This is a genomic window from Lentzea sp. (assembly GCF_035525475.1).
Taxonomy (GTDB): Bacteria; Actinomycetota; Actinomycetes; order Mycobacteriales; family Pseudonocardiaceae; genus Lentzea.
In genome coordinates this window covers 51,053-73,058 of record NZ_DATLEC010000251.1, presented here as the reverse complement: position 1 = coordinate 73,058, position 22,006 = coordinate 51,053, and the positions used below count along the sequence as shown (strand labels likewise).

At 69.4% G+C, this 22,006-nt stretch carries 25 protein-coding genes and 1 pseudogene; 13 read left to right on the top strand and 13 right to left on the bottom strand.

Annotation, left to right across the window (positions count from 1 at the left end; genetic code table 11):
• Positions 1 to 43 precede the first annotated feature (43 nt).
• On the top strand, positions 44 to 433 hold the full coding sequence (locus VM306_RS38470; protein ID WP_325523943.1) for a MerR family transcriptional regulator: 390 nt from the start codon (positions 44 to 46) through the stop codon (positions 431 to 433).
• Between the two features lie 454 nt (positions 434 to 887).
• Here the strand turns inward: VM306_RS38470 and VM306_RS38465 are convergent, their stop codons facing one another.
• The 7 genes and pseudogenes from VM306_RS38465 to VM306_RS38435 all read right to left on the bottom strand — a co-directional run bounded on the left by VM306_RS38465 (position 888) and on the right by VM306_RS38435 (position 5,755).
• Complete coding sequence (locus VM306_RS38465; protein WP_325524025.1) at positions 888 to 1,247, bottom strand: STAS domain-containing protein; 360 nt, start codon at positions 1,245 to 1,247, stop codon at positions 888 to 890.
• A gap of 648 nt (positions 1,248 to 1,895) precedes the next feature.
• Entirely contained in the window at positions 1,896 to 2,117 is a 222-nt protein-coding gene (locus tag VM306_RS38460) for a hypothetical protein (RefSeq protein WP_325523941.1), read from the bottom strand.
• A pseudogene (locus VM306_RS38455) lies at positions 2,117 to 2,215 on the bottom strand (TetR family transcriptional regulator); the annotation flags it as partial. The pseudogene VM306_RS38455 and the gene VM306_RS38460, both read right to left, overlap by 1 nt.
• A gap of 173 nt (positions 2,216 to 2,388) precedes the next feature.
• Positions 2,389 to 3,183, bottom strand: a complete 795-nt coding sequence (locus VM306_RS38450; protein ID WP_325523940.1) for an ABC transporter ATP-binding protein — start codon at positions 3,181 to 3,183, stop codon at positions 2,389 to 2,391.
• Positions 3,176 to 4,195 carry a glycine betaine ABC transporter substrate-binding protein gene (locus VM306_RS38445; RefSeq protein WP_325523938.1) on the bottom strand — a complete coding sequence of 340 codons (1,020 nt, stop codon included), beginning with the start codon at positions 4,193 to 4,195 and terminating at the stop codon, positions 3,176 to 3,178. Before VM306_RS38445 ends, VM306_RS38450 begins: the two co-directional genes overlap by 8 nt.
• 16 nt (positions 4,196 to 4,211) lie before the next feature.
• A complete protein-coding gene (locus VM306_RS38440) occupies positions 4,212 to 5,006 on the bottom strand; it encodes an ABC transporter permease (protein ID WP_325523936.1) in 795 nt (264 codons plus the stop codon).
• A 194-nt stretch (positions 5,007 to 5,200) separates the two neighbouring features.
• A complete protein-coding gene (locus VM306_RS38435; RefSeq protein WP_325523934.1) occupies positions 5,201 to 5,755 on the bottom strand; it encodes a hypothetical protein in 555 nt (184 codons plus the stop codon).
• Between the two features lie 224 nt (positions 5,756 to 5,979).
• Here VM306_RS38435 and VM306_RS38430 point away from each other — a divergent pair, with 224 nt between their 5' ends.
• Complete coding sequence (locus VM306_RS38430) at positions 5,980 to 7,197, top strand: MFS transporter (protein WP_325523932.1); 1,218 nt, start codon at positions 5,980 to 5,982, stop codon at positions 7,195 to 7,197.
• A gap of 158 nt (positions 7,198 to 7,355) precedes the next feature.
• On the opposite strand, the gene VM306_RS38425 is transcribed toward VM306_RS38430, so the two are convergent.
• The gene (locus tag VM306_RS38425; protein ID WP_325523931.1) at positions 7,356 to 8,519 is read right to left on the bottom strand and encodes a cellulose-binding domain-containing protein; all 1,164 of its coding nucleotides are present in this window, start codon (positions 8,517 to 8,519) and stop codon (positions 7,356 to 7,358) included.
• A 453-nt stretch (positions 8,520 to 8,972) separates the two neighbouring features.
• On the bottom strand, positions 8,973 to 9,356 hold the full coding sequence (locus VM306_RS38420; protein WP_325523929.1) for a hypothetical protein: 384 nt from the start codon (positions 9,354 to 9,356) through the stop codon (positions 8,973 to 8,975).
• A gap of 375 nt (positions 9,357 to 9,731) precedes the next feature.
• Between VM306_RS38420 and VM306_RS38415 the strand changes: the two genes are divergently transcribed.
• On the top strand, positions 9,732 to 11,948 hold the full coding sequence (locus VM306_RS38415) for an MMPL family transporter (protein WP_325523927.1): 2,217 nt from the start codon (positions 9,732 to 9,734) through the stop codon (positions 11,946 to 11,948).
• Between the two features lie 15 nt (positions 11,949 to 11,963).
• Here the strand turns inward: VM306_RS38415 and VM306_RS38410 are convergent, their stop codons facing one another.
• Entirely contained in the window at positions 11,964 to 12,491 is a 528-nt protein-coding gene (locus VM306_RS38410; protein WP_325523925.1) for a DUF4232 domain-containing protein, read from the bottom strand.
• A gap of 173 nt (positions 12,492 to 12,664) precedes the next feature.
• Positions 12,665 to 13,087, bottom strand: a complete 423-nt coding sequence (locus VM306_RS38405) for a MarR family winged helix-turn-helix transcriptional regulator (protein ID WP_325523923.1) — start codon at positions 13,085 to 13,087, stop codon at positions 12,665 to 12,667.
• A gap of 95 nt (positions 13,088 to 13,182) precedes the next feature.
• Here VM306_RS38405 and VM306_RS38400 point away from each other — a divergent pair, with 95 nt between their 5' ends.
• Entirely contained in the window at positions 13,183 to 13,986 is an 804-nt protein-coding gene (locus VM306_RS38400) for an alpha/beta hydrolase (protein WP_325523922.1), read from the top strand.
• A 28-nt stretch (positions 13,987 to 14,014) separates the two neighbouring features.
• Entirely contained in the window at positions 14,015 to 14,782 is a 768-nt protein-coding gene (locus tag VM306_RS38395) for an MBL fold metallo-hydrolase (protein WP_325523920.1), read from the top strand.
• Between the two features lie 93 nt (positions 14,783 to 14,875).
• On the opposite strand, the gene VM306_RS38390 is transcribed toward VM306_RS38395, so the two are convergent.
• Positions 14,876 to 15,271, bottom strand: a complete 396-nt coding sequence (locus VM306_RS38390; protein ID WP_325523918.1) for a DUF6294 family protein — start codon at positions 15,269 to 15,271, stop codon at positions 14,876 to 14,878.
• A 370-nt stretch (positions 15,272 to 15,641) separates the two neighbouring features.
• Here VM306_RS38390 and VM306_RS38385 point away from each other — a divergent pair, with 370 nt between their 5' ends.
• From VM306_RS38385 to VM306_RS38365, 5 genes are all read left to right on the top strand, one after another.
• The gene (locus VM306_RS38385) at positions 15,642 to 15,878 is read left to right on the top strand and encodes a hypothetical protein (protein WP_325523916.1); all 237 of its coding nucleotides are present in this window, start codon (positions 15,642 to 15,644) and stop codon (positions 15,876 to 15,878) included.
• Entirely contained in the window at positions 15,875 to 16,381 is a 507-nt protein-coding gene (locus tag VM306_RS38380) for a GNAT family N-acetyltransferase (RefSeq protein ID WP_325523915.1), read from the top strand. The genes VM306_RS38385 and VM306_RS38380 overlap by 4 nt, the downstream gene beginning before the upstream one ends.
• 111 nt (positions 16,382 to 16,492) lie before the next feature.
• Positions 16,493 to 16,621, top strand: coding sequence for a hypothetical protein (locus VM306_RS38375; RefSeq protein ID WP_325523913.1), 129 nt, complete (start codon positions 16,493 to 16,495; stop codon positions 16,619 to 16,621).
• 6 nt (positions 16,622 to 16,627) lie between these two features.
• Positions 16,628 to 16,924, top strand: a complete 297-nt coding sequence (locus VM306_RS38370) for a hypothetical protein (protein WP_325523911.1) — start codon at positions 16,628 to 16,630, stop codon at positions 16,922 to 16,924.
• Between the two features lie 97 nt (positions 16,925 to 17,021).
• The gene (locus VM306_RS38365; protein ID WP_325524024.1) at positions 17,022 to 17,498 is read left to right on the top strand and encodes a DUF5980 family protein; all 477 of its coding nucleotides are present in this window, start codon (positions 17,022 to 17,024) and stop codon (positions 17,496 to 17,498) included.
• A 181-nt stretch (positions 17,499 to 17,679) separates the two neighbouring features.
• Here the strand turns inward: VM306_RS38365 and VM306_RS38360 are convergent, their stop codons facing one another.
• Complete coding sequence (locus VM306_RS38360) at positions 17,680 to 18,615, bottom strand: AraC family transcriptional regulator (protein WP_325523909.1); 936 nt, start codon at positions 18,613 to 18,615, stop codon at positions 17,680 to 17,682.
• Between the two features lie 100 nt (positions 18,616 to 18,715).
• Between VM306_RS38360 and VM306_RS38355 the strand changes: the two genes are divergently transcribed.
• From VM306_RS38355 to VM306_RS38345, 3 genes are all read left to right on the top strand, one after another.
• Positions 18,716 to 19,651 (top strand): zinc-binding dehydrogenase, encoded by a 936-nt coding sequence (locus VM306_RS38355; RefSeq protein ID WP_325523907.1) that lies wholly within the window; start codon positions 18,716 to 18,718, stop codon positions 19,649 to 19,651.
• A gap of 353 nt (positions 19,652 to 20,004) precedes the next feature.
• Positions 20,005 to 21,027 (top strand): pectate lyase, encoded by a 1,023-nt coding sequence (locus VM306_RS38350; RefSeq protein WP_325523905.1) that lies wholly within the window; start codon positions 20,005 to 20,007, stop codon positions 21,025 to 21,027.
• Between the two features lie 13 nt (positions 21,028 to 21,040).
• The gene (locus VM306_RS38345) at positions 21,041 to 22,000 is read left to right on the top strand and encodes a pectate lyase family protein (protein ID WP_325523903.1); all 960 of its coding nucleotides are present in this window, start codon (positions 21,041 to 21,043) and stop codon (positions 21,998 to 22,000) included.
• The last annotated feature ends 6 nt before the right edge of the window (positions 22,001 to 22,006 follow it).

Sequence of the window (22,006 nt, the reverse complement as noted above, 5' to 3'; positions counted from 1 at the left end):
ACCCGAAGTGGCGGAGGTTACAGTGACCACAAAGGACACTCTGATGCGCATCGGCGAGCTGGCCGCCCGCACAGGAGTGAGCGTCCGGTCGCTGCGCTACTACGAACAGCAGGGCCTGCTGACGTCGACCCGGACAACGGGAGCGCACCGGCTGTACACCGAAACCGCGGTGCACCGGGTGCACTGGCTGCGCCGGCTGTACGACGCCGGTCTGTCGAGCGAGACGATCGCCACACTCCTGCCCTGTGTGGACACTCCCGCGGCGTGCGTCACAGTCGAGACGCTGCACGTGATGCGGCGTGAGCGGGAGCGGATCGACGGGCAGATCTCGGCCATGCTCACCACTCGCAGCCACCTCGACGGGCTGATCGAGGCGGCTGCCGGCCACCTCGACGGGCAACATCGTTCGCACGACCGCACCGGCCGGCGATGATCAATAGATTCGCCGCGGACGACCAAAGCGGACCGGAGCTCAACCCCACAGAGGCCGGCATCAAAAATCACGTGGAGAAATCAATACCAACCGAAGGGAAGGTATGCCGGTCCGTGCGGTGGTGACACAGGTCGGGAAAACTTCGTCGACGGCGAGGCCGAGGTCACCGACAAAGCGACCGTCGACGCCCCGCGCGGGCCGCCGCCGAACTCGGTGTGTGCTGCTGAGGATCAGACGCAGAGCCTGATGGGCGCGGCACGAGCGCCGGCGTCTTCAGCCGCCCGTGCCGCACGACCACACAGCGCGGCGGCTGGCTGCTCAACGCACCGCACGTCAAGCCCGGCCAGACCACGTGCGCGGTCTCCACCGAGTCCGGCGAGCCAGCCTCGGCACCCAGCGCAACATCGTCTGCACCGGCGATTTCACCGACTGGTTCGCCTACGCCCGTGCAGGTTCACTGAACAGGCTTCTGCTGCGACTCCCGTTCCTCTCGGATCGACTTCACGGCCTCGTCCACCGACTGGGTCAACGGCAGCACCTGGCCCAGGGCGCTGGCCATCAGGGGACGTACCGCCGCAACCTGCGCAGCCACGATCGCCAGCTCCACTCCGGCACGTTGTGACCGCCCGTGGAGCTCCAGCAGCATCGACAACGCGGATGAGCCCATGAAGTCCACGGCCAACTCGACGACCAACCCGTCCGGTTGCTTGTCCAAGTGGTCGAACAGGGCTGTCCCGATCGCATCAACGCTGCTCATGTCGAGTTCGCCGCTGATCACTGCCACGAGCACGCCGTCGTGGTCACTGGTCTGCATGCTGGCCGTCGACGCCGTCTCGTCTGAAGTCACCGAACACCTCGCTCCGAAATCTGCACTCGTCTGTTCTCAATGTTACGAAGCGCAACGCGTCACGGCAGATCACCGTGTGCCCAGCGTCCTGACGCGACGTTGGGCATTGCGGATGGGCGGTAGGGCAGGCGACGCTGTGACCAGCGTCAACACACCCCTGGCCACCGTCGGCGACGTACGGGCTTGCCCCTCGTTCGGTCGATGACCGACCCGGTGCCCTCCACAAGGGCGAGCGCGGTCGGTTCCGCTGTGCCGCGCACACCGGCCACACCGACGGGTGAGCTGAACCTCTTGCGGCTACCCGTTCCGCGGCGCACGGAGCGTTCCGGGCCGCACATCGATTCGCTACTGCACCGCGACGACGACTTCCGCCCTATCGCGCGGTTGCGTCTGCCGATGATGCCATCGACCATCAATCTATTACGGAAATGCCGTTCTGAACATTTCCTGAGATGCCATTCACGCCAGACCCGTTCGGGTGGCCGAGATGTACAAGCGACTTCCGGGAGAAGAGGGTGAATTTATTGCCCAAAACCTCTGTAGCGCGTTGGACGCGCACCGGGTTTTTTTCGCACAACAATCTTGCTCCAGGAATAGAAGCAGTCACGCGTAAATTCAACACGACCATCCATGCCCTGATCGGGGCCGTCGCACCCGTGCGCGATCAGCCGAGACGACCTGGGTCCTTTCCTCGGCGACGACGGCGTTGGCGCGCAACTCGTCGGCGGGTTTCGCGCCGAGCCGGCGGGCAATCTCCGCGACCAGCATGCTTTGCCAGCCTTGGGTTTTCTCCCACCGGCGGGTCATCAAGGCACAGGCGTCGCTGAGCAGCTGCATCAGGTTCGGGGACGCCGGGAGGTGGTGCGCGACAGCCCGGCCTCGGCGGTGATCTGCTCGACGGTCGTGTTGCCGAAGCCCTGCTCGGCGAAGAGCCGGAACGCGACCTCGGTGACTTCGACGGGCCGAGCTGTCCGCTGAGGCCAAGGCCGCCCACACCGCGCAGCGAGTCCTGGTGGGCAGCCGACTCAGACCTCCGGCCCGGTGGCAGTCAGCGGACAATCGCTGAACGTCGCCGGGCTGGTCCATGCCACCGCCTCGAACGAGAGCGTCACGACTTCTCCGCAAGCTGGCCGGGTTGGACGGACAGGGTCGCCCGCACCGCGGCGGACACTTCCCCGCGCAGGGCCGCGAACCGCGGCGAGCCGCGCAGTTCGTCGGCCGGCAGGCCGTGGCGGGGCAGGTCGACGGGCAGGCTCAACGCGATCCGGCCCGGCCGGTCGGTGAGCACGATGACGCGGCTGCCGAGGAACACCGCCTCGTCCACGCTGTGCGTCACGAACACGACCGACCTGCCGTCGCCCGCGAGCGAGCGCACGTCCTCCTGCAGCCGCTCCCTGGTCAGGGCGTCCAGCGCGGCGAACGGCTCGTCCATCAGCAACAACCGGGGACGCGCTGCCAGTGCGCGGGCGATGGCGACGCGTTGCTGCTGGCCGCCGGAGATCTCCCAGGTGCGTCTCGGGCCGAGGCCGTCGAGACCGACCAGCGACAGCAGTTCCGCCGTCCGCGCCGGTCGGTCCGGCTTCGGCACCTTGGCCCATTTCAACGCCGTGCTGATGTTGCCGCCGACGGTGCGCCACGGGAACAGCCGGGGTTGCTGGAACACCACCCCCACCTCGCGGCCCGGCACCGGTGGGTGGCCGAGCAGCGCCACCTCCCCTGTGGACGGACGCTCGAAGCCGGCCAGCATGCGCAGCAACGTGCTCTTGCCCGACCCGGACGGGCCCACGACGACCAGGAACTCCCCCGGGGCCACCGCCAGGTCCAGCGGGCCGAGCGCCGGCACCGGACCTGCCTTCGTCTGGTAGGCGTGTTCGACTCCGTGCAGCTCGGCGACGTCAGCCACGCCCGACCCCCGGCGCCCGCAGCGCGGCCTGGATGGTCGTCAGGTCCGGCACCTGTTCGACCTTCTTCTGCGCGCGCAGGAACTCCGCCGTGTCGCGCAGGCGGTTCGCAAGCTGTCCTGGCGCCTGCGCGGTGCCGAAGTAGTCGGGTCCGCGCTGCTCGTCGTGGTCGAGGTAGATGTTCTGCTTCAGCTGGGCCAGGGCATCGGGCTCGCCGATGCCGATCTGCCGGCTGACCGCGGCCGCGACCGCCGCGGGGTCGGTCTTGATCAGCTTGATCGCGTCGTTCGTCGCGGCCAGCCACTTGTCGACCACGTCGGGGTTGGTGTCGGTGAACTCCTTGCGTGCCACGGTGAACGTGAGCGTCGGCTTGCCGGCGGCCGCGAGCTTGGCGCTGTCGGTGAGCGTCACGCCGTCCTGCTGCAGGACGCTCAGCACCGGTGTCCAGACGTAGGCGCCGTCGATGTCGCCGCGCTGCCACGCCGCCTGGATGTTCTGCGGCTCGAGGTCGACCAGCGTGACCGAACCCGCGTCCACCCCGGCCAGTTCCAGCGCGGCGAGCAGGCTGTAGTGGGCCGTCGAGCTGAACGGTGCGGCGATCTTGCGGCCGGCCAGCTCCGAGATCTTCGTGATCCCGGTGGCCTTGCGCACCACGAGTGCCTCGCTGTCACCGATGACGTTCAGCAGCTCGATCACCTGGTAGGGGATGTTCAGCGGCGGGCAGAGACCGGCGGCGGCAGGGCTGCTGCCGATGACCGCGAGGTCGATCGCACCGCCCAGGAACGCGGTGTTGATGCTCGCACCGGAGTCGAAGGCGGTCCAGGTGATCTCATGGTCCGGTAACGCCTTCTCCAGCGTCTTCTGGTCCTTCACCAGCAGCGTGCTGTCAGCGAAGTTCTGGAACGCGACCCGCACCTTCTTCCCGCCGGTCGCCGACGAGCCGCCCACGCCGCACGACGCGAGCACCGGCGTGGAAGCGAGCAGGGCGAGCATGGTTCTGCGCGAGATCGGCATGAACGACTCCTCGATATCAGGCGCGTCCGCGCCACGGGGACAACGCGCGTTGGGCTGCCACGATCAGCGAGTCGATGACCAGGCCGGTGATGCCGATGACGAAGAGACCGAGGATGACCACCGCGGTCTGGTTGAAGCGCTGGGCGTTGAGCACCATGCCGCCGATCCCGTCCGCGCCGTTCACGGTCTCCGCCGCCACCACGGAGCTGTAGGCGATGCCGACGGCCAGCCGGACACCCGTCAGGATCTCCGGCCCCGACGCGGGGAGGATCACCGCGCGGATGACGTCGAACGCGTTGGCGCCCAACGCCTGCGCCGCCTCGACGTACTGCCGGTTGACCCCGCTCACCGCGGCCGCGGCGGCCACGGCCACCGGCGGGAACGCGGCGATCATCAGCAGGTAGACCTTGGGTTCCTCGTCGATGCCGAACCAGATCACCAGCAGGCTCAGGTAGGCCAGCGGCGGAAGGGCGCGCAGGAACGCCACGGCGGGTTCGGTGACCGCCCGGACGACCGGGATCAGCCCCATCGCCAGGCCGAGCACGAGGCCCAGCAGCACGCCGTAGAAGCACCCGTAGCCGACCCGCCGCAGGCTGACGCCGAGCCGTTCGGCCAGCGTCGAGCCGGCATAGCCGCCCTGACCGTTCGTGAAGTCCGATGTGGACAGCAGCTGCTGCCACACCTGGCCGGGGCTCGGCAGCACGGCGGCAGGCCAGATCTGGGCCAGCGCGACCAACTGCCACACCAGGAACAACGCCGCGACGGCGCTCAGCCGCACCAGCAGCCACCGTGACGCCAGGATCTTGGACACCCCGGTGAATGTACTGACGTACACATCTCCGGTCAGGACCGTTCCGCATCGTGGTCCACGGCGAGAACGGCTCTTGCGCGAAGGCCCACCGGACCACTAAAGGAAGGGAAAGATGGCACGGCGGCACGATCCTCACCGCCGGAAGCGGATCATCGAGGCCGCGGGCGCCGATCTGAGCACCGAGCTCGCGAGCTTCATCGTCCTGCCGGCGGGCGCGCACCGGCAGACCAGCGTGCTCGCCCACGAGTTGTACGGCAACGCCCTGCGACAGCGGCTCTCCGGGCCGCCGGCACGTCGTGGGACGAGACGCTCACCGAGTTCTGCGAGTCCGAAGTAGACCGGAAACAGCACGCGCGCTCACCACGGTGTTCACCCCAGCGCTCGCCTGGCGTACGCGCGCACGGCCGCCTGCCGGACCTCCAGGTCGTCGTCGGTGAGACCGGCACGACCTCCACCAGTTCGCGCAGACCTGCCGCCGCGACGGCGCGCGTCTCGTTGTCCGCCATGGCTTGGACGAGGGCGAACTCGAACCCCTGCGGCACCGCCTCGGTCAGTGCCGACACCGCCGCCCGGCGCACCACCGGATCCGGGTCGGCGAGGTAGAGCTCCAGGTCCGCGAGCGCCGGCTGCGAGTCGGCCAGGGCCAGCACCTCCAGCACCCGTGCCGACTCGACCACGGCTTCGCCGTCGGCCACCTGTGCGACCTCGGAGGTGACGCTGACCGACCGCACGCCGAGGAACTCCTCCACGCCGGTGCGGTGGAACCCCGCGTAACAGGCCGATACCTCTGAATACGAGGTATAGCACGGAGTTCGTCCTCTCGACAGGCAGTGGCCGGGATCGGCAGGCTGCGCACCGGCCCGCGACTCGTCGCAGCACTGGCGCTGCACGGCCTGGTGTTCCAGGGCGCCATGCCGCCTTCGCTTGTGGCGAAGGGATGAGTCCAGGCGTTGTCGGACGTTACGGTCGAGCCGTGCCGGAACCACTTGACCCGACCACCACGACGCTGACGTACCGCCGAGTTCTGCGCGAGCCGCACGTCGCGCCGCTGCTCGGCGCGGCGCTGTTCTCCCGTCTGGCCGAGCAGATGTTCGTCCTCGTGCTGGTGTTGCACGTGCTCGACCGGTTCGGCTCACCCGCGCTGGCCGGACTGGCGGTGTTCGCCGCGGCGGGGCCCGGTCTTTTGGTCAGCCCGCTGGCGGGCGCGTTGCTCGACCGGGTCGGGGCCGGGCGGTCGGTGGTGATCGACCTGTTCGTCAGCGCCGTGCTGGTGGGCGCGCTCGCGTTCGCGCCCGGCGGGATCGTGCCGATCGTGGTGCTGGCCGCGCTGTACTCGCTGACCAGCCCGCTGAACATCGCCGGTGTGCGGGCGTTGCTGCCGCGGCTGGTGCCCGGCCGGGCGCTGGAACGGGTGAACGCGCTGGACATCGGCGTGTTCAACGTGGTCGAGGTGCTCGGGCCGGTGCTCGCGGGCACGCTGTTCGCGCTGGCCGGCGGACCGGTCGCGCTGGTGGTCGTCGCCGTGCTCTACGCGGTGGCCTTCGCGTTCATGGTGGTGCTGCCCGCCGGGCGGCCCGAGCACATCGACCGCGGTCCGTTGCTGCGGTCCACGGTCGCGGGTGTGCGGTACGTGCTGACGCATCCGGTGCTGCGCGCACTCGTCGTGTCCTACGGGCTCTACGAGGTGGCGTGGGGTGTGCTGGTGATCGTGGTGCCGACGGTGGTGGGCGACACCGGGGCCGGGCTGCTGTGGGGCGCGGCCGGTGTCGCGGGCGTCGTCGGCGCGCTGATCGCGGGGAACGTCCTGCGCGAGGGCCGCGAACGCGCGGCCATGGTCGCGGGCATCGCGATCACGGCGGTCGCGGCCGTGGTCGCCGCCGCGGGCATCGGCGGGCTGATCGCGGGCCTGGTGGTGATCGGCCTGGCGTCCGGTCTGGTCAACGTGGGTCTGCTGACGTTGCGCCAGCGCCGCACCGATCCGGTGATGCTGGGCCGGGTGCTGGCGGTGTCGATCAGCCTCAACGTGGCGGGCATGCCGATCGGGTCCGCGGTGGGCGGGTTCCTGGTCGAGGTCTCGGCCACGCTCGCGTTCGTGGTGGCCGGTGCCGCCGCGGCGCTCGGCGTGGTGGCGGTGCGGCTGATGCTGCCGCAGCGCGACGAGCCGGATCGGAGCCAGCAGACGGGGGTGTGACGAACGCGCTGCGGGCGATCACCGACTTTCTGGTTTCTGACCAGCGTTCAGGCCGGATCCGCCGTCGAACGGCGATGTGGTCCTGGACGCAGGAACAACGCCGGCCGGCACGATCGGGAATCTGCCTGATCGTGCCGGCTGTAAGCGCGGGCCGAGTCTCAGGAGCACCCGACCCTCGACGCCGCCATCACGACGTCGTCGAACCACAGCGTGTCGTCACCGTTGCCGTAACTCTCCCAGCCGAGCCGGAAGTCGCTCAGGGCAGGCCGCCACCCGCTCCGGCGGAGCCACTGCGCGTCCACGTCCGGCGTGGACACCCCGTCCGCGCGCAGACCCGGCACCTCGTTGCCGTTGACCCAGGTCCGCAGTTCCGAGCCGGTGATCCCGAACTCCACGCAGGTCCACTGGTTCACCGGCAGCGGGGTGCTCTGGGCCACCCCGGCGGGGCTCTGCTCCGGCAGCGTGGCGTCGTCGGACTCGCGGTTCCACTGCAGGGCGCGGTTCTGGCCGCCCATCCGCAGGTCCTTGCCGCCGTCGGCGGTGTCCTTCATGGCCGCGAAGGTCACGTGCGCCTCCGGCAGCGCGGTGGTGTGCCGCACGTAGAACCGTGTGTACAGACCGGATCCGCCCGTCCCCTTGGACGTCGCGAGGAACACGTGGTTGCAGTAGCCGGCCCGACCGTTGATCCGGACCGATTTGGTGCCGCTGTGCGCCGTCGAACTGTCGACGGTCGCGGTGCCGGATCCCTGGCAGTTCGGGAACACCAACGACCAGTCGCCTGCCGGCGTCGTCCCGGTCTGGTTCTCGAAGCCGTCGCAGAACGCGCCAGTCGGGCAACCTGCTGGTGGCAGTTGAGGTGTCGTTGTCGTGGTTGTTGTCGTTGTCGTGGTTGTTGTCGTCGGCGGGTTAGTGTCGTTGCACCGCACGCCGTTGAGGGCGAAGTCCGCCGGTGTGTCGTTGGTTCCCTGGAAGGTCGCCTGGAACCCGAACTGGACGGACGCGCCGGTGGCGATGCCGCGGTTGAACGCCTGGTTCCGCGCGGTCACGACCTTTCCGGACTGGCTGAGGTCGGCGCTCCAGCCGGAGGTGACGTGCTGGTCACCGGCGAAGGTCCACGTCAGCGTCCAGCCGTCGACGGGGTCGCTGTTGTTGGTCACCTTGACCTGTGCGACGAAGCCGTTGCTCCACTGGTCGACCTGGTACCCGACCGTGCACGCGGGCGCGTCGACCGCCTGCACTGACACGGGATCGGTGATGATCGCGGCCGCCACCGTGGCCGCCACCGCGGTCACGATCAAGACACCGCTCGTTCTCCGGCGCATGTGCTCTCCTGTCATGGTCAACCGATGGCGGCGGAAGAAGACGGTGTGAGGCTCGTTGGCGCAGTCCACCGTCGCGGTACCCGACGGGCTGCTGTGGTCACCGGTGCCGATCAGGCCGAGGAGTGCCGGCGTCCGGACGGACGGGTCGCTCGCTCGCGGTCTGAGTTGTGCGGCGGGCACCACGCGTGCCGCTGCCACACCCGCCCATCCACACCGACGGCCGGTGAGGACATGAGTACCTCCGACATCACAGGCGGCGGCTCTTGTCGTTTCGGCGCCAGTGGGCGGAGAACGCTGGCGCGAACCACAGAATTCGCCTCTCTTGAACGCTGAAGCAAGGTCCATCCGGGTCTGGCCGCCGTCACTCAACGTCAGAGTCGGCCGAACTGCCCTGCTGTCGTGACCGAATGCCGCGCCCCGTGCCCGCTGTACGGCCGACACCCGATCCGCCGGTCACCCCGCGCGGCCTGGGCAGGGTGCGAATCCTGAGGCGCCGGCCGAGGCGCGGCGGCCGGGTGGCAGGCACAGCCGTCGGCCGCAGGGCCGCCTGACCGCCTGACCGCCCTGGACCATCGCGACGCCCGGACGAGCCCCGCGGCCGGCCACGTCACAGCTGTCCGCTGGCCTCGTCGAGGTCGTCGAGCTGCCGCCGAACGCGTGCGGTGTCGGCGTCGCGACCTGCTGCCGGTACAGCTCCAGGGCTTCCCGCCACACCGCGCGGGTCTGGTCGTGCTGACCGAGGGCGAGGTGGGGGTGGCCGAGGCTGTGCAGGACGCCGAGCTCGAGCACCCCGGCCGCGACATCCGGTGGCTCGCCCTGCTCGCTCTCCCCCGTCACCGCTCCTGTCCATCGGAGGTGACCTGGCGATTCGACGCGGATCGGGCGGGCTTCGAACCCCGGGACGCGATGGTGGGCGCACGGCCGGCCCGGTCAGGGCGGCCGGAGGCGGTCTGCTGACCGGAAGCGTCACCGTCAGCGACTCCTAGCCCGTGCACCTCTGCGCGAGGTAGCCGAGCCGGGACGGACAGGTCATGTCCTGTCCGTCCCTCGGTTCAGGCGGAACTCCGTCGCTCGGACTCCGAAACATCGCAATTGGCAACCCTTGAGGGACGCTCGATCGGGCGACACGAGGAGCCGCGGAAACCGGGTGGCAATAGTTTCCGGTGCGACAGCAAGCGGTCCACCGGCATCCGACGCAGAGGGAGTCCTTGCGTGTTCAGAGGTATCGGCCGGTTCGTCACCGGGCATGCACGTGCTGTCCTCCTGGCCGGCGTGGCGGTGGTGATCGGTGCCGGACTGCTCGGTGCCACTGCCTCCGGCGCTCTGACGACGTCCGGTTTCGGTGATCCGAGCTCGGAGTCCTGGAAGGCGCAGACCCTCATCGAGGAGCGGTTCGGCGGCCGCGTCAACGCCCTGATCCTGATCACCGCCCGCACGGGCACGGTCGACGACGCGGCGGTCAGGCAGGCGGGCGGCGAGCTGACCGCGCGCCTGGCGGCCGACCCGGTGCTGTCCGACGTGACCTCCTACTTCGCCACCGGGACGCCGCAGCTGCGCTCCGGCGACGGCCGGCACGCGCTCGCCCTCGGGCAGTTCTCCGGTGCCTTCGCGAGCAGCGAGAACACCGTCGAGCGGCTGCGTGAGCGCTATGCCGGCGATCGAGGCGCGATCACCGTCCACATCGGAGGCAGGGCGGCGGTGGAGCTGGACGCCGACCGGCAGCTCGCCACCGATCTGCTGCTGGCCGAGCTGATCGCCGTTCCGGTGATCCTGCTGCTGCTCGTGCTCGCCTTTCGCACGATCGTGGCCGCGATGCTGCCTTTGCTCATGGGCGGTATCGCGATCGTGTGCACCGTCGCCGGGTTGTCGGTCATCGGGTCGCTGACCGACGTGTCGATCTACTCGGTCAACATGGCCGTCGGGATGGGCCTCGGCCTGGCCGTCGACTACGCGCTGCTGACGACGAGCCGGTTCCGCGAGGAGCTGGCCGCCGGGCTCGACACGTCCGCCGCAGTGATCCGCACCGTGCAGACCGCCGGCCGGACGATCGTGTTCAGCGCCGTCACGGTGGCCGTCTCGCTCGCCGTGCTGCTGTTGTTCCCGATGTACTTCCTGCGTTCGTTCGCCTACGCCGGGATCGGGGTGGTCATCGCTTCCACGCTCAGCGCGGTGCTCGTGCTGCCCGCGCTGCTGACCGTGCTCGGACCGAAGGTCGACGCCGGCCGCCTGCCGTGGGCGCACCGGTACCCCCTCGGCGCCGGGTCGGCCTTCTGGGGAAGGCTCGCCGGCACGGCCATGCGGCGACCGCTGCTCGCCGGGGCGCCGGTGGTCGTCCTGCTGCTGCTGGCAGCCGTGCCGCTGCTGAGGGCGGAGCTCGGCATGCCCGACGACCGGATGCTCCCGAGCTCGGCCCACAGCCGGGTGGTGGGCGACGTGGTGCGCGACCAGTTCCGGAACGGGGACAGCAGGGCGATCCAGATCGTCATCCAGGGCACTGCCCAGCAGGCCGCGGTCGCGGACCACGCGCGCTGGATCTCCGAGCTTCCCGGCGTGCTGCGCGTGACGTCCAGCGCGGGAGCGTTCGTCCGCGGTCACGACAGCGGACCGGCTCCCGCCGGCGCCACGCTCGTCCACGCCGACAGCCAGCGCCTCCTGGTGGCGGCCGAACCCGAACCCAGCTCCGCGCGGGCGCGCGAACTGATCGGCGCGATCCGCGCGCTGCCGGAGCCGACCGGCACAACGGTCCTGGTCGGCGGCGAGGCAGCGCTCCTGGCCGACAGCCAGGACGCGATCGGGAGCCGGCTGCCACTGGCGATCGCGTTGATCGCGATCACCACGTTCACCCTGCTGTTCCTGTTCACCGGGAGCCTTCTCCAGCCGTTGCGCGCGTTGGCGTTCAACGTCCTCGGCCTGTCGGCCACGCTCGGCGTGCTGGTGCTGGTCTTCCAGGAGGGATGGCTGTCGCAGGTTCTCGGCTTCACCCCGTGGCCGCTCAACATCTGCATGCTGGTGCTGATGTTCACCATCATCCTCGGACTGTCCATGGACTACGAGCTGTTCGTGGTGAGCAGGATCAAGGAGGCCCACGACCAGGGCGCCGACCACCACGCGGCGGTGATCCTCGGGATGTCCCGCACCGGCCGGCTCGTGTCCACCGCCGCGACGTTGATCGCGGTCAGCCTCATCGCTTTCGCCATCAGCGGCGTGAGCTTCGTCCAGATGTTCGGCCTCGGAGCGGGGCTGGCCGTCCTGCTGGACGCCACACTCATCCGCGGCGTGCTGATGCCGGTCGGCATGCGGATGCTCGGGCGCCACGCGTGGTGGGCTCCCGCACCGATGCGCCGCCTGCACCGACGCATCGGTCTTCGCGAGATGCCGCCCGTCCGCAAGACTCGAACACTTCATCCCGTACCCGAGACCGCCCGGTAGCGCACCCCGATACCGCTAGCGGTACCAGGCGCGAACGCCCATCCGTCCCGTGCTGCCGAGGTCGATGTGGATGCTCCGCTGCGGCGACACGGCGATCAACGGTTGCTGAACGGCGCCTGGAGCGGTCACCAGTTCGATGTGCTCGGCGACCTGCGGCGGCTCCAGCAACGTGGTGGTGTTCCGCCACACGAACGCACTGCCGGCAGTCTCCCCCGGCTGCACGGTGATCGGCTGCGGCGGATCGTTGAAACCGTCGAGGATCGTGATGCCGCCGGTGCCTTCGAGGATCGCGACGTCCAGCGGCCGCCGCTCCACGTCGAACAGGCTCACCTGCGGATACCCGTTGAGCTGCAACGCTTCCGCACCGCAGTTGGCGACCTCGACGGACATCACGCGCAACCCCGACGCCGCCTCGGTGTAGTTCGAGGTGAACCGCGCTCCCGCGGCGCAGTCCGGATCCTCCGACGCCTGCACTGCCGGGCCGCTCACGACCAGGCCGGCCAGAACGGCTGTTGCGGCAAGGACCTTGCCCCCATGTCTCATGCACCCGAGGATGCCACCGGCAGGGGTGGTGGGGGCGAAACCTTCACAAGACCTCCACGAGGACGACCGAGTCCGTTGTGGAGTGATCGATCAGGCCGGCGGGTGTTCGCCGGCGGAACGTCTCACTTCCTGCCCGCAGCCCACTTCCTGCCCCGAACTCGTCCGGGCGGAGGTCAGTCGGCCGGATCAGGACCGAGCGCGAGGTCCAGCAGATCACCGAGCTGGTCGAGCTGCTCGGCCGAGAGGTTCTGGAAGGAGACGTCCACGACTCCGTCAGCCAGCTCCTGACCGGCCACCCGCAGCCTCTCCCCCTCTTCGGTGAGCCGGTGCCTCACCGCTCGGCCCGGTCCAGGGACTCGCTCGATCAGACCGCGGTCCACCATCCGCGTCGCGAGCGACCCGAACGACTGGTCGGTCTGGAAGGTCAGCACCGCGAGTGCGTGCAGCGAGGCCTCCGGGTTGCTGTGGAGGTGGCGCAGCGTGTCCCACTGCACCAGGGAAAGCCCCAACGGCGCCAGCGCCCGGCTGAGCGCCCGGTGGTGGCGGTGCTGCAAGCGCTTGACGGCAAGGCCGACTTCGGCCGGACGGTGTCGCATGCGACTCAGGTTACCTGATCGAAGACAGGTTGCTTATATAGAAAACCTGATCTAAGGTTCCTTAGGTAAGCAACCTGATGTTCTTGGAGCTGCACATGTCTTCCACCCCCGCGGCCGGCAGTCTTCGGCCCGCCCGCACCGGCACCCACACCCTCGAGACCGGCGTTGGAACGGTCGAGATCGCCGTGCAGGACCACGACCGCACCCGGCCGTTCCTCCTCTTGCACGGCGGTGGCGGCGTGGCGACGATGACCGGTTTCGCCGGCCTGCTCACCGAGCGCACCCACTCGCGGGTCCTGCTGCCCACGCACCCCGGTTTCAGCGGCACGCCGAAACCCGCGGGACTCACCGGCGTCGCCGCACTGGCCCAGGCCTACGTCGCGTTGCTCGACCAGCTCGACCTCTCCGACGTCACCGTGGTCGGCAACTCCTTCGGCGGCTGGCTCGCCGCCGAGATCGCCCTGCTGGGCAGTCCGCGCGTCAGCGGCGCGGTGATCATCGACGCGGTCGGCATCGAGGTCGACGGCCACCCGCAGGCCGACCTCAGGGGGATGTCCCTGCCCGAGATCCAGAAGCTCTCGTTCCACGACCCGCGCAAGGCGCCGCAACCGCCGGCCACCGGCGCCCCCGGCCCCAGCCCGGACCTGCAGGCCCTGATCGGGTACACCGGCCCCGCCATGTCCGACCCCACGCTCATCGAGCGCCTCAACCAGGTGGCGATCCCCGTGCAGGTCGTGTGGGGCGAGAGCGACCGCATCGTCACCCCGGACTACGGCAAGGCCTTCGCCGCGGCGATCCCGCTCTCCACGTTCACCGTGCTCCCCCGCAGCGGACACCTCCCCCAGGTCGAGACGCCCGAGGAACTGCTCGGCGCGCTGCTCGACCTCGGCAACCGCTGAAAACACCCCACAGCAAGGAGAACTCCCGGTGACCACCACCCAGACCACCACCCTGAGCGCGACCCGGATCGGACACGCCTGCCAGCTGATCGAGTTCGGCGACTTCCGGGTCCTCACCGACCCGTGGTTCACCCAGAAGGCGACCTACTACCCCGGTGAGCCCGTTGCCGCCTCGGTCGCCACCCTCGGCCGGATCGACGCCCTCGTCATCAGCCACGAGCACTACGACCACTGCGACCTCGACGCGCTCGTGTCAGGCGGTTTCGACCTCACCACCCCGGTGATCGGCCCCGGAACCGTCGCGGACATCGCCCGCGCCAAGGGGTTCAGCGACGTCCGGGTGGTCGAGGCCTGGGAGTCCGCCACCGTCGGCGATCTCACCGTGACGGCGACGCCGGGCAAGCACGGTGTCCACGAGGTCACCTTCGTGCTGCAGTCCGGCGGGCGCACGGTCTTCTTCGGAGGCGACTCCCTGCGCGTACCCGAGCTGGACCAGATCCCCGACCGGTTCGGGAAGATCGACCTCGCCATCCTTCCGACGAACGGCCTGTGCATCCGGCCGATGAACTACGAGCAGGTCGTCATGGACGCCGAGCAGGCCGCGGCGCTCACCGCCGTGCTGAAGCCCGCGATGGCCGTGCCGCACCACTACGCCTTCCACAGTGGACAGCTGGCCGACCGCATGCTGACCCTGGGAGACCAGGACCCCCGCCACTACGCCGACGAGGTCGCCCGCCTCGCCCCCGAGGTCGAGGTCCGGCTCGTGCTGCCGGGAACGCGAGTGGTGGTCCCCTGAGAACTCCTGACAACATCGATCCCGGAACAGGCTGATCATCTTCCGCGGACACGCGGGTTCCCCGCTGAGGCCGGGAACCCGCATCGCCCTGGATCAACAGTGGTTGTCGAGACTCATTCCGGTGATCAGGCTGAACTTGACAGGGTCGAACCTGCCGTGGCCCATCCACCGGTACCACTGCCTGTGGTCGGGCATGTTCAGGATGAACTTGTTGCCGTCCGCGCTCTGGTTGTCGGCATTGCTGATCAAGCCCATATCGTGGCCGGCCGCGTCCTTCATGTGCGCCCACATCAGCCAGGCGTCGTCGTCGCTCGAACTCTTGAAGACCCCGTCGAACGAGGCCACCCCGTCCGAGTTCAAGGTCCACGTCAGGCTGGACCGCGTGCAGTCTCCCTCGCTGCGCTGGGCCCACGTGAAGGACTTCGACACGATCGGCGCCGCAGAGGCGGGACCGACCGACGCGAAGCCGCCCAGCAACACCACCAGCACCGCGAGCAAGGACAGTTTTCGGCTCATCAGGAACCTCCTGGAGTGACCGGTTTGGACCGTCACGTGGATGAGGCGGCCACTGTCGCGTCCAAATACCGACGCCTGGTCTCGTTCCAGTCACGTAGTCCGCTCGTGGTCAGTCGTCGATCTCGTAGGCGAAGTTGTGCAGTGTGCCGTTGGCGCCCTCGGGCGGATGTTGCTGGGGCTCGACGGACGATGACCACCCGCGTAACTGCGGGCTCGTCGGACCAGGCCGTGACGGCACCGGGTCGCACTTGCGCACGGGGAGCCGTCGGAGGTCGGTAGTACCATCCGGTGATGGGGTCGAACCAGGCTGAGCGCGCGCTGGCAGGTGCTCCTCCGGCCCGAGATGGCACGCCGCCTCGGAGCCGATCCGGCCGACGACTCCGACCCGCGTGCCCAGGCCGTCATCGCCGCCGCACCGGGATGCGTCGAGGCGGCCCTGACCACGTGGACCTCGACCGCCCGGCCGCAGGCGCTCTCCAAGGTCCTGGACCTGGTCATGGAGGCCATGTCCACCCTGGTGGCGCCCACCCCGGTGACCAGGCCGTCCAGCAGGCGCACGACCCGGAAGGGAAACGCATGAGCACGACTCTGCGCCGCGGCGGCCGGCAGGACCTCGACCTGCTGCTCGCCTTCTTCGACGAGGCCGTCGAATGGATGGTCGCGCGGGGCCAGCCCACCCAGTGGGGCACCGAACCGTGGTCGACCGACCCGCGGCGCGTGTCCCGCGTCGGCGACCTGATGGGTTCGGGGCAGGTGTGGATCGCCGAGCACGACGGCGTGCCCGCCGGCGCGTTGATCGTCAGCGACCACCCTGACCCGCACGTGCCGCCGGTGGACGAGCCGGAGCGCTACGTCCGGCTGCTGATCACCTCGCGGAAGCGCGCGGGCAACGGCATCGGCTCGGTGCTGCTGGACAAGGCCAGGGACATCGCCCGCACCGACGGCGTCGAGCTGCTGCGCGTGGACTGCTGGGCGGGCGGCGGCGGCAAGCTGGTCGCGTACTACGAGCGCAACGGCTTCACCAAGTCGGACACCTTCACCGTCCGCGACTGGCCGGGCCAGGTCCTGTCCCAGCGGGTCTGACCGGGGACACGGCCGGATCCCTCCACCGGAGCGGTCATCGCGGAAGATCGACGTCTTCCCGGCAAAGGCGCGGTCGCCGCACACATCGGCCTGCGGCGCGCGGACGAGATGATGCGCGAGGAACCGAACGACTTCGCGGCGACGTTCGAGTTCTTCCAGAGCCGCGACGTCGTCGGCCTCGACAAGAACCTGCCCGCGTTGCGGGCAATGCACCCCGATCTGCTCGACTTCGAGGCGTGACCTGCGATGGCGCGGTCGCGACCGCGGCGCCGCACGGTCGAGCTCGCCCACGCCGAAACCGACGAGATCACCACCCGCGCCCGGACCGCCGCCGAGCAGCACTGGACGGACGCCCGCCAGGCCGCCGACCGGCTGCGCCGTCACCGCAAGCACCTCGCCGAAGATTTCCGTGCCGCGGAAGCACTTCTGGCCGACATCGAACCGCTGCTGCAACCGCTGTCGGAGAAAACCCCGGAGAACGCCCTGGTGACGGTGGAGGTCATCCACCAGGTTCAGCGCCCCCGCGAACCAATTCACAGCTGACAGGGGTGACGCGTCGCCTCAGAGAGCTCTGAGATCCGGTCGCTAGCGTGAACCGAATCGTGTTCGCGCCAGTCTCGGGAGGGATTCAGTGAGAGTGATGTTCCGGGTCGCCAGATCGGTGCTCGTCCTGGCCTCAGTGCTCCTGTTGGCCCTGGCCGGCACATCCGTCGCCGCGTCGGCGCAGACGGAATCGCAGACCAGGACGTGGCACCTGGAGCAGTTCGACAGGACCAGCCGGATGTGCGTTCAGCAAGGTCCCGACGGGAGGATCCACGCCTCCTACTTCATCTTCGTGGTGAGCGGGAAGTGGACCACCGATCTCAAGTACGGGATGCGCGAGCTGCCTCCCGGATGGACCGCCACCGAGCACTACCTCCCACCGGGCTCCAACTTCCACGACCCCGACGGCTCGATCACCGTCAACGGGTTCGTCGGCGTGCAAGGACCCGCGACAGTGCCGCTGGCGACCTACCACGCGCACATCTGGGTGTCGGACGGGATCGTGACCGAGACCCTCCCGACCGACATCATCGTCACCACCGAGTCCTGGGTGGACTGCATGAACCGGCCGTGAATCCCGGGCACCCGCAGCGCGGCAGCACCGACCCGCCAGGACCGGCGCCCCAACCGGCGTGGTCCACGCAGGACGGTGCTGCCGCACTGAGCCGTGCGGGCCGGCGAGAAGGTCCCGCAGCGATGCGAGGCCGGGAGGCATCTTCGGGGCAGGGCGTTCATCCGCTGACCGCCACCACTGCTCACGGGGAGGTCTGGTGCCGGTCGCGGGAAGCCCGGTAGCGGCCAGGAGTCTGACCGCGTGCGCGCACGAACGCGCGGCTGAAGGCGGGAACCGAGTTGTAGCCGACGGCGGCCGCGACGGCCTCGACCGGATCGCGGGTGTCGCGCAGCCTGGCGGCCGCCAGGTCCATCCGCCACCGCGTCAGGTAGGCGCCAGGACTCTGCCCGATGGCGGCGGGAAAGCGCCGGGACAACGTCGCACGGGACACCGCGATCGCGGACGCGAGCGTGGCAGTCGTCCACGAACGCCCGGGATCGGCGTGGATCTGTTCCAGTGCCTCGCGGACGATCGGGTCGTCGAGCACGCCCAGCCAGGTGCCGCGCCGATCCGCGGGCCGGGTGGGCAGCCAGGCGCGCATCAACTGGATCAGCATGATGTCGACCAGGCTGTTGAGCACGGCGGTCGTCGCGATCTGCGGGTGCGCCAGTTCGCGGCCGAGCAGCCGCACGGTGTCGTCGAAACCGGCCGCCCCCGCGTCGGCACCGACGTGCAGGAGGTCCGGCAGTTCGTTGAGGACCTGCGTGCCGGCCGCGTGATCGCAGTCGTAGTGGATGGTGACGATCCGCGTGCGCGCCGGCGGCGAACCGAGCCGCAGCGCCTCCCCGATCGACCGGACGCGAGCCGCCTCCGCCGGATCACACGGCCTGGCCTCGGCATCAGGCGCGCTGCTCAGGCCGTGCCGCGTGCCGGCCGAGAGCAGCACAACGTCCCCCGCGGTCAGCTCCAGCGGCTCCCCGCCCGCGACGGTGAGCCAGGCGCCGCCTGCGACGACGGCGTGCAGGGCCGCGCCGGGGTAGTCGTCCAACAGGACCGACCAGCTACCACCAGCCTCGATCCGGACACCAAGACTGCCTCGAACTCCGGACACCCGGAGCACGTCACCGACCAGGTCCACTGGGCGATCGTAGCGCCACATCCCAATGACCTGAGGCAATCAGCTAACTATCAGCGTCAAAATGGTATCGACTGACGCAGGAGGTGATTCATATGGTGCTGTGGACTCGATCGAGAGGAACGATCCATTGCGCGCGTTGGTGGTCAATCACGGCGAGAACGGCCCGGTCCGGTTCGCCGATGTGGAAGAACCGGAGCCGTCAGCAGGTGAGGCGCTGGTCGAGATCCGGCACATCGGCCTCAACTTCGGAGAACTGAAATACGCCGCCCAGTGGCCGGAGGGGGCCATCCACGGGCACGACGCGTCCGGCGTCGTGGTGCGCGCCGCAGCCGATGGCTCGGGTCCACCGGTCGGCGCACGGGTCGCACTCGGGATGGCCCCGTACGCCTGGGCGCAGCGGGTCGCGGTCGGTCCCGCCTGGCTCGGCGTCGTTCCCGACAACGTCGCACTGACCGAAGCCGCCGCCCTCGGCATCGCCGGTGTCACCGCGCTGCGCGTGTTGCGCACCCGCGCACTGCTGGCCCGCGAAGTGCTGATCACCGGCGCCAGCGGCGGTGTGGGCCACTTCGCCGTCCAACTGGCCGCCCTGGCCGGAGCTCGGGTGACCGCACTCGTCGGCTCCCCCGCGCGCTCCGCGGGTCTCACCGAACTCGGCGCCGACGACGTCGTGACCGATCTGTCCACTGTGGACACTCGATTCGATCTGGTCCTGGACACCGTCGGCGGCCCGACACTCGTCGACACCTGGAACCTGCTCGCCGAAGGCGGCGCCGTCCACCTCGTCGGCATCAGCTCGGGTCAGGAAGCCGCGTTCCCGGCAGGGTCCCTGTTCGGCTTCGGCGCGCCCCGCACCATCGCCACCTTCGGCGACACTTCCCCGCCCCACCAGGAGCTGACCGATCTCCTGCGCCTGCTGGCCGCCGGAACCCTGTCCGCGCCCATCGGTCGCCGCGGCGAGTGGACCGAGGTCAACGACGCCGCCAACGACCTGTTCGCCCGCCGGATCCATGGCAAGATCGTCCTCGACGTGTCCTGATCCACGCCGAGCGCGAGCGTCCAGCGCGTCAACGACTCCAGGTCCACCGGCGAGAGCTTCCACCGTGACCAGGAGGAGCGACCGGCTGCTGCCGCGCGTCGTGGACGACGGCCGGGATGGTGCGAACGAGAGCGGCGGGTCGACACCATTCTCCACAACCTCGAATAGTTCGACCGAAAGGACTATTCGAACACCACCGAAAAGCAATCGGCAAGAACACGTATGTGAACCGGTTCTCATACGTGACGCGACGTTGACACGCCGGAAACACAGGTCTTATTGTCCGAATCAGGAAAGTGATTTCCCAGCGCCGTCACCGTTACGCGAGCTGCATTCCTGAAAGGACCACCCAAATGCGGACGCACGTCGGGTACGAACGCGCCCTCACACGGGTCGCGGTAGTGGTGGCCGTGGTGGCCGCCACGGTCGGGGCACCGCCCGCCACGGCGGCCGGGCCCGCCGCCGACGGGTTCGCCGGGGTGACCGCGCTGGGGCAGGGCGGCACCACCGGCGGGGCGGGGGGCGCGGTGGTCACGGCGACGACGACCGCCCAGTTCCTGGACTACATCGCTCGACCGGAACCACTGGTGGTGCAGGTCCGCGGCACGATCGCGCTGCCCACCGGCACCCGCGACGGGATGCACGACGTCGCTTCCGACAAGACGATCGTCGGCCTCGGCGGTGACGCGCGGCTGGTCGGCGGCGGGCTGAACATCGGGCTCCCTGTGGACGACGACGTGGTGTCGCCGCCCGCGAACGCGGTGCACAACGTGATCATCCGGAACCTGTCGATCACCGGCGCCACCGACGACCTGATCAACGTGCAGATGTTCAGCCACCACGTCTGGATCGACCACAACGACTTCTCCAACGGTGATGACGGAGCCGTCGACATCAAACGCGGGTCCGATTTCATCACCGTTTCCTGGAACAGGTTCCACGACCACGACAAGACGTTGTTGCTCGGGCACGACGACGACAACGCGGCGCAGGACGTGGGGCGCCTGAGGGTGACCTACCACCACAACTACTTCGACGGATCCGATCAACGCAACCCGCGAGTCCGCTTCGGCGAGTCGGTGCACGTCTACAACAACTACTACCGGGACAACAGCTACGGCGTCGCGTCGGCGATGAACGCGGGCGTGGTGCTGGAGGGCAACTACTTCTTCAGCGTCAACAACCCCGGCCGGGTCGACTTCAGCGGTGACCTCGGCCGGATGGTCGCCAGGGACAACGTCCTCGTCGAGTGCAACCACGAGATCGAGGTGCGCGGGTCCGTCGTCGAGCCGCGCACCTACTACGCCTACACACCGCACCGGGCCGTCGAGGTCCCGACCGTCGTGCCCGCCGGTGCGGGTGTCGGCCGAGTCTGAGGAGGACGGGCACATGAGCAGCATCAGCAGGCGGGCGCTCCTCGCGGGCGCCGCCGCGACCGCGCTGGCCACGACCACCAGGCCCGCGTGGGCAGCACCGCTCGCCACCGCCGACGGCTTCGCCGGGGTGAACTCGCTCGGCCAGAACGGCACCACCGGCGGCGCGGGCGGCCCGGTCGTCACGGTGCGGGACGCGGACGCGTTCCTGGACTACTGCGACCGCAACGAGCCGTACGTCATCCAGGTCGACGGGGTGATGCGGATCAGCAGCAAGCAGGGCGTGCGGTCGAACAAGACGATCATCGGGCTGGGGTCGACCGCCGAGATCACCGGCGGCGGCCTCGACCTGTACCGCAGGCAGAACGTGATCATCCGCAACCTCCGGTTCACCGGCGCGGACGACGACGCGATCAGCATCCAGCAGTCCTCGCACCACGTCTGGATCGACCACTGCGACCTCAGCGGCGGCGCCGACGGGCTGATCGACATCGTCCGCGGCGCGGACTACATCACCGTCTCGTGGAACCACTTCCACGACCACAGCAAGACGGCGCTGCTGGGCCACTCCGACTCCAACGCGGGCCAGGACACCGGCAAGCTCCGGGTGACGTTCCACCACAACTTCTTCGACGGCACCGCGCAACGGCACCCGAGGGTCCGCTTCGGCGAGCCGATCCACGTCTACAACAACTACTTCCGCAACAACACCCTCTACGGCGTCGCGTCGACCGAGAACGCGGGAGTCCTGGTCGAGGCCAACTACTTCGAGAACGTCGCCCACCCGATCTACTCCGGCTACGACGAGAGCGGGCCGGGGCGCGTGGTCGAGCGCGGCAACGTCTACGTCCGCTCCGGCACCCCCGAGACGCTCGGAACCGTGGTGGAGCCGCGCACCTACTACCCCTACACCCCCGACAGCGCCGCCGGCCTGCCCGGCACCGTTCCGGCGGGCGTCGGCGTCGGCCGGATCTGACAGGAC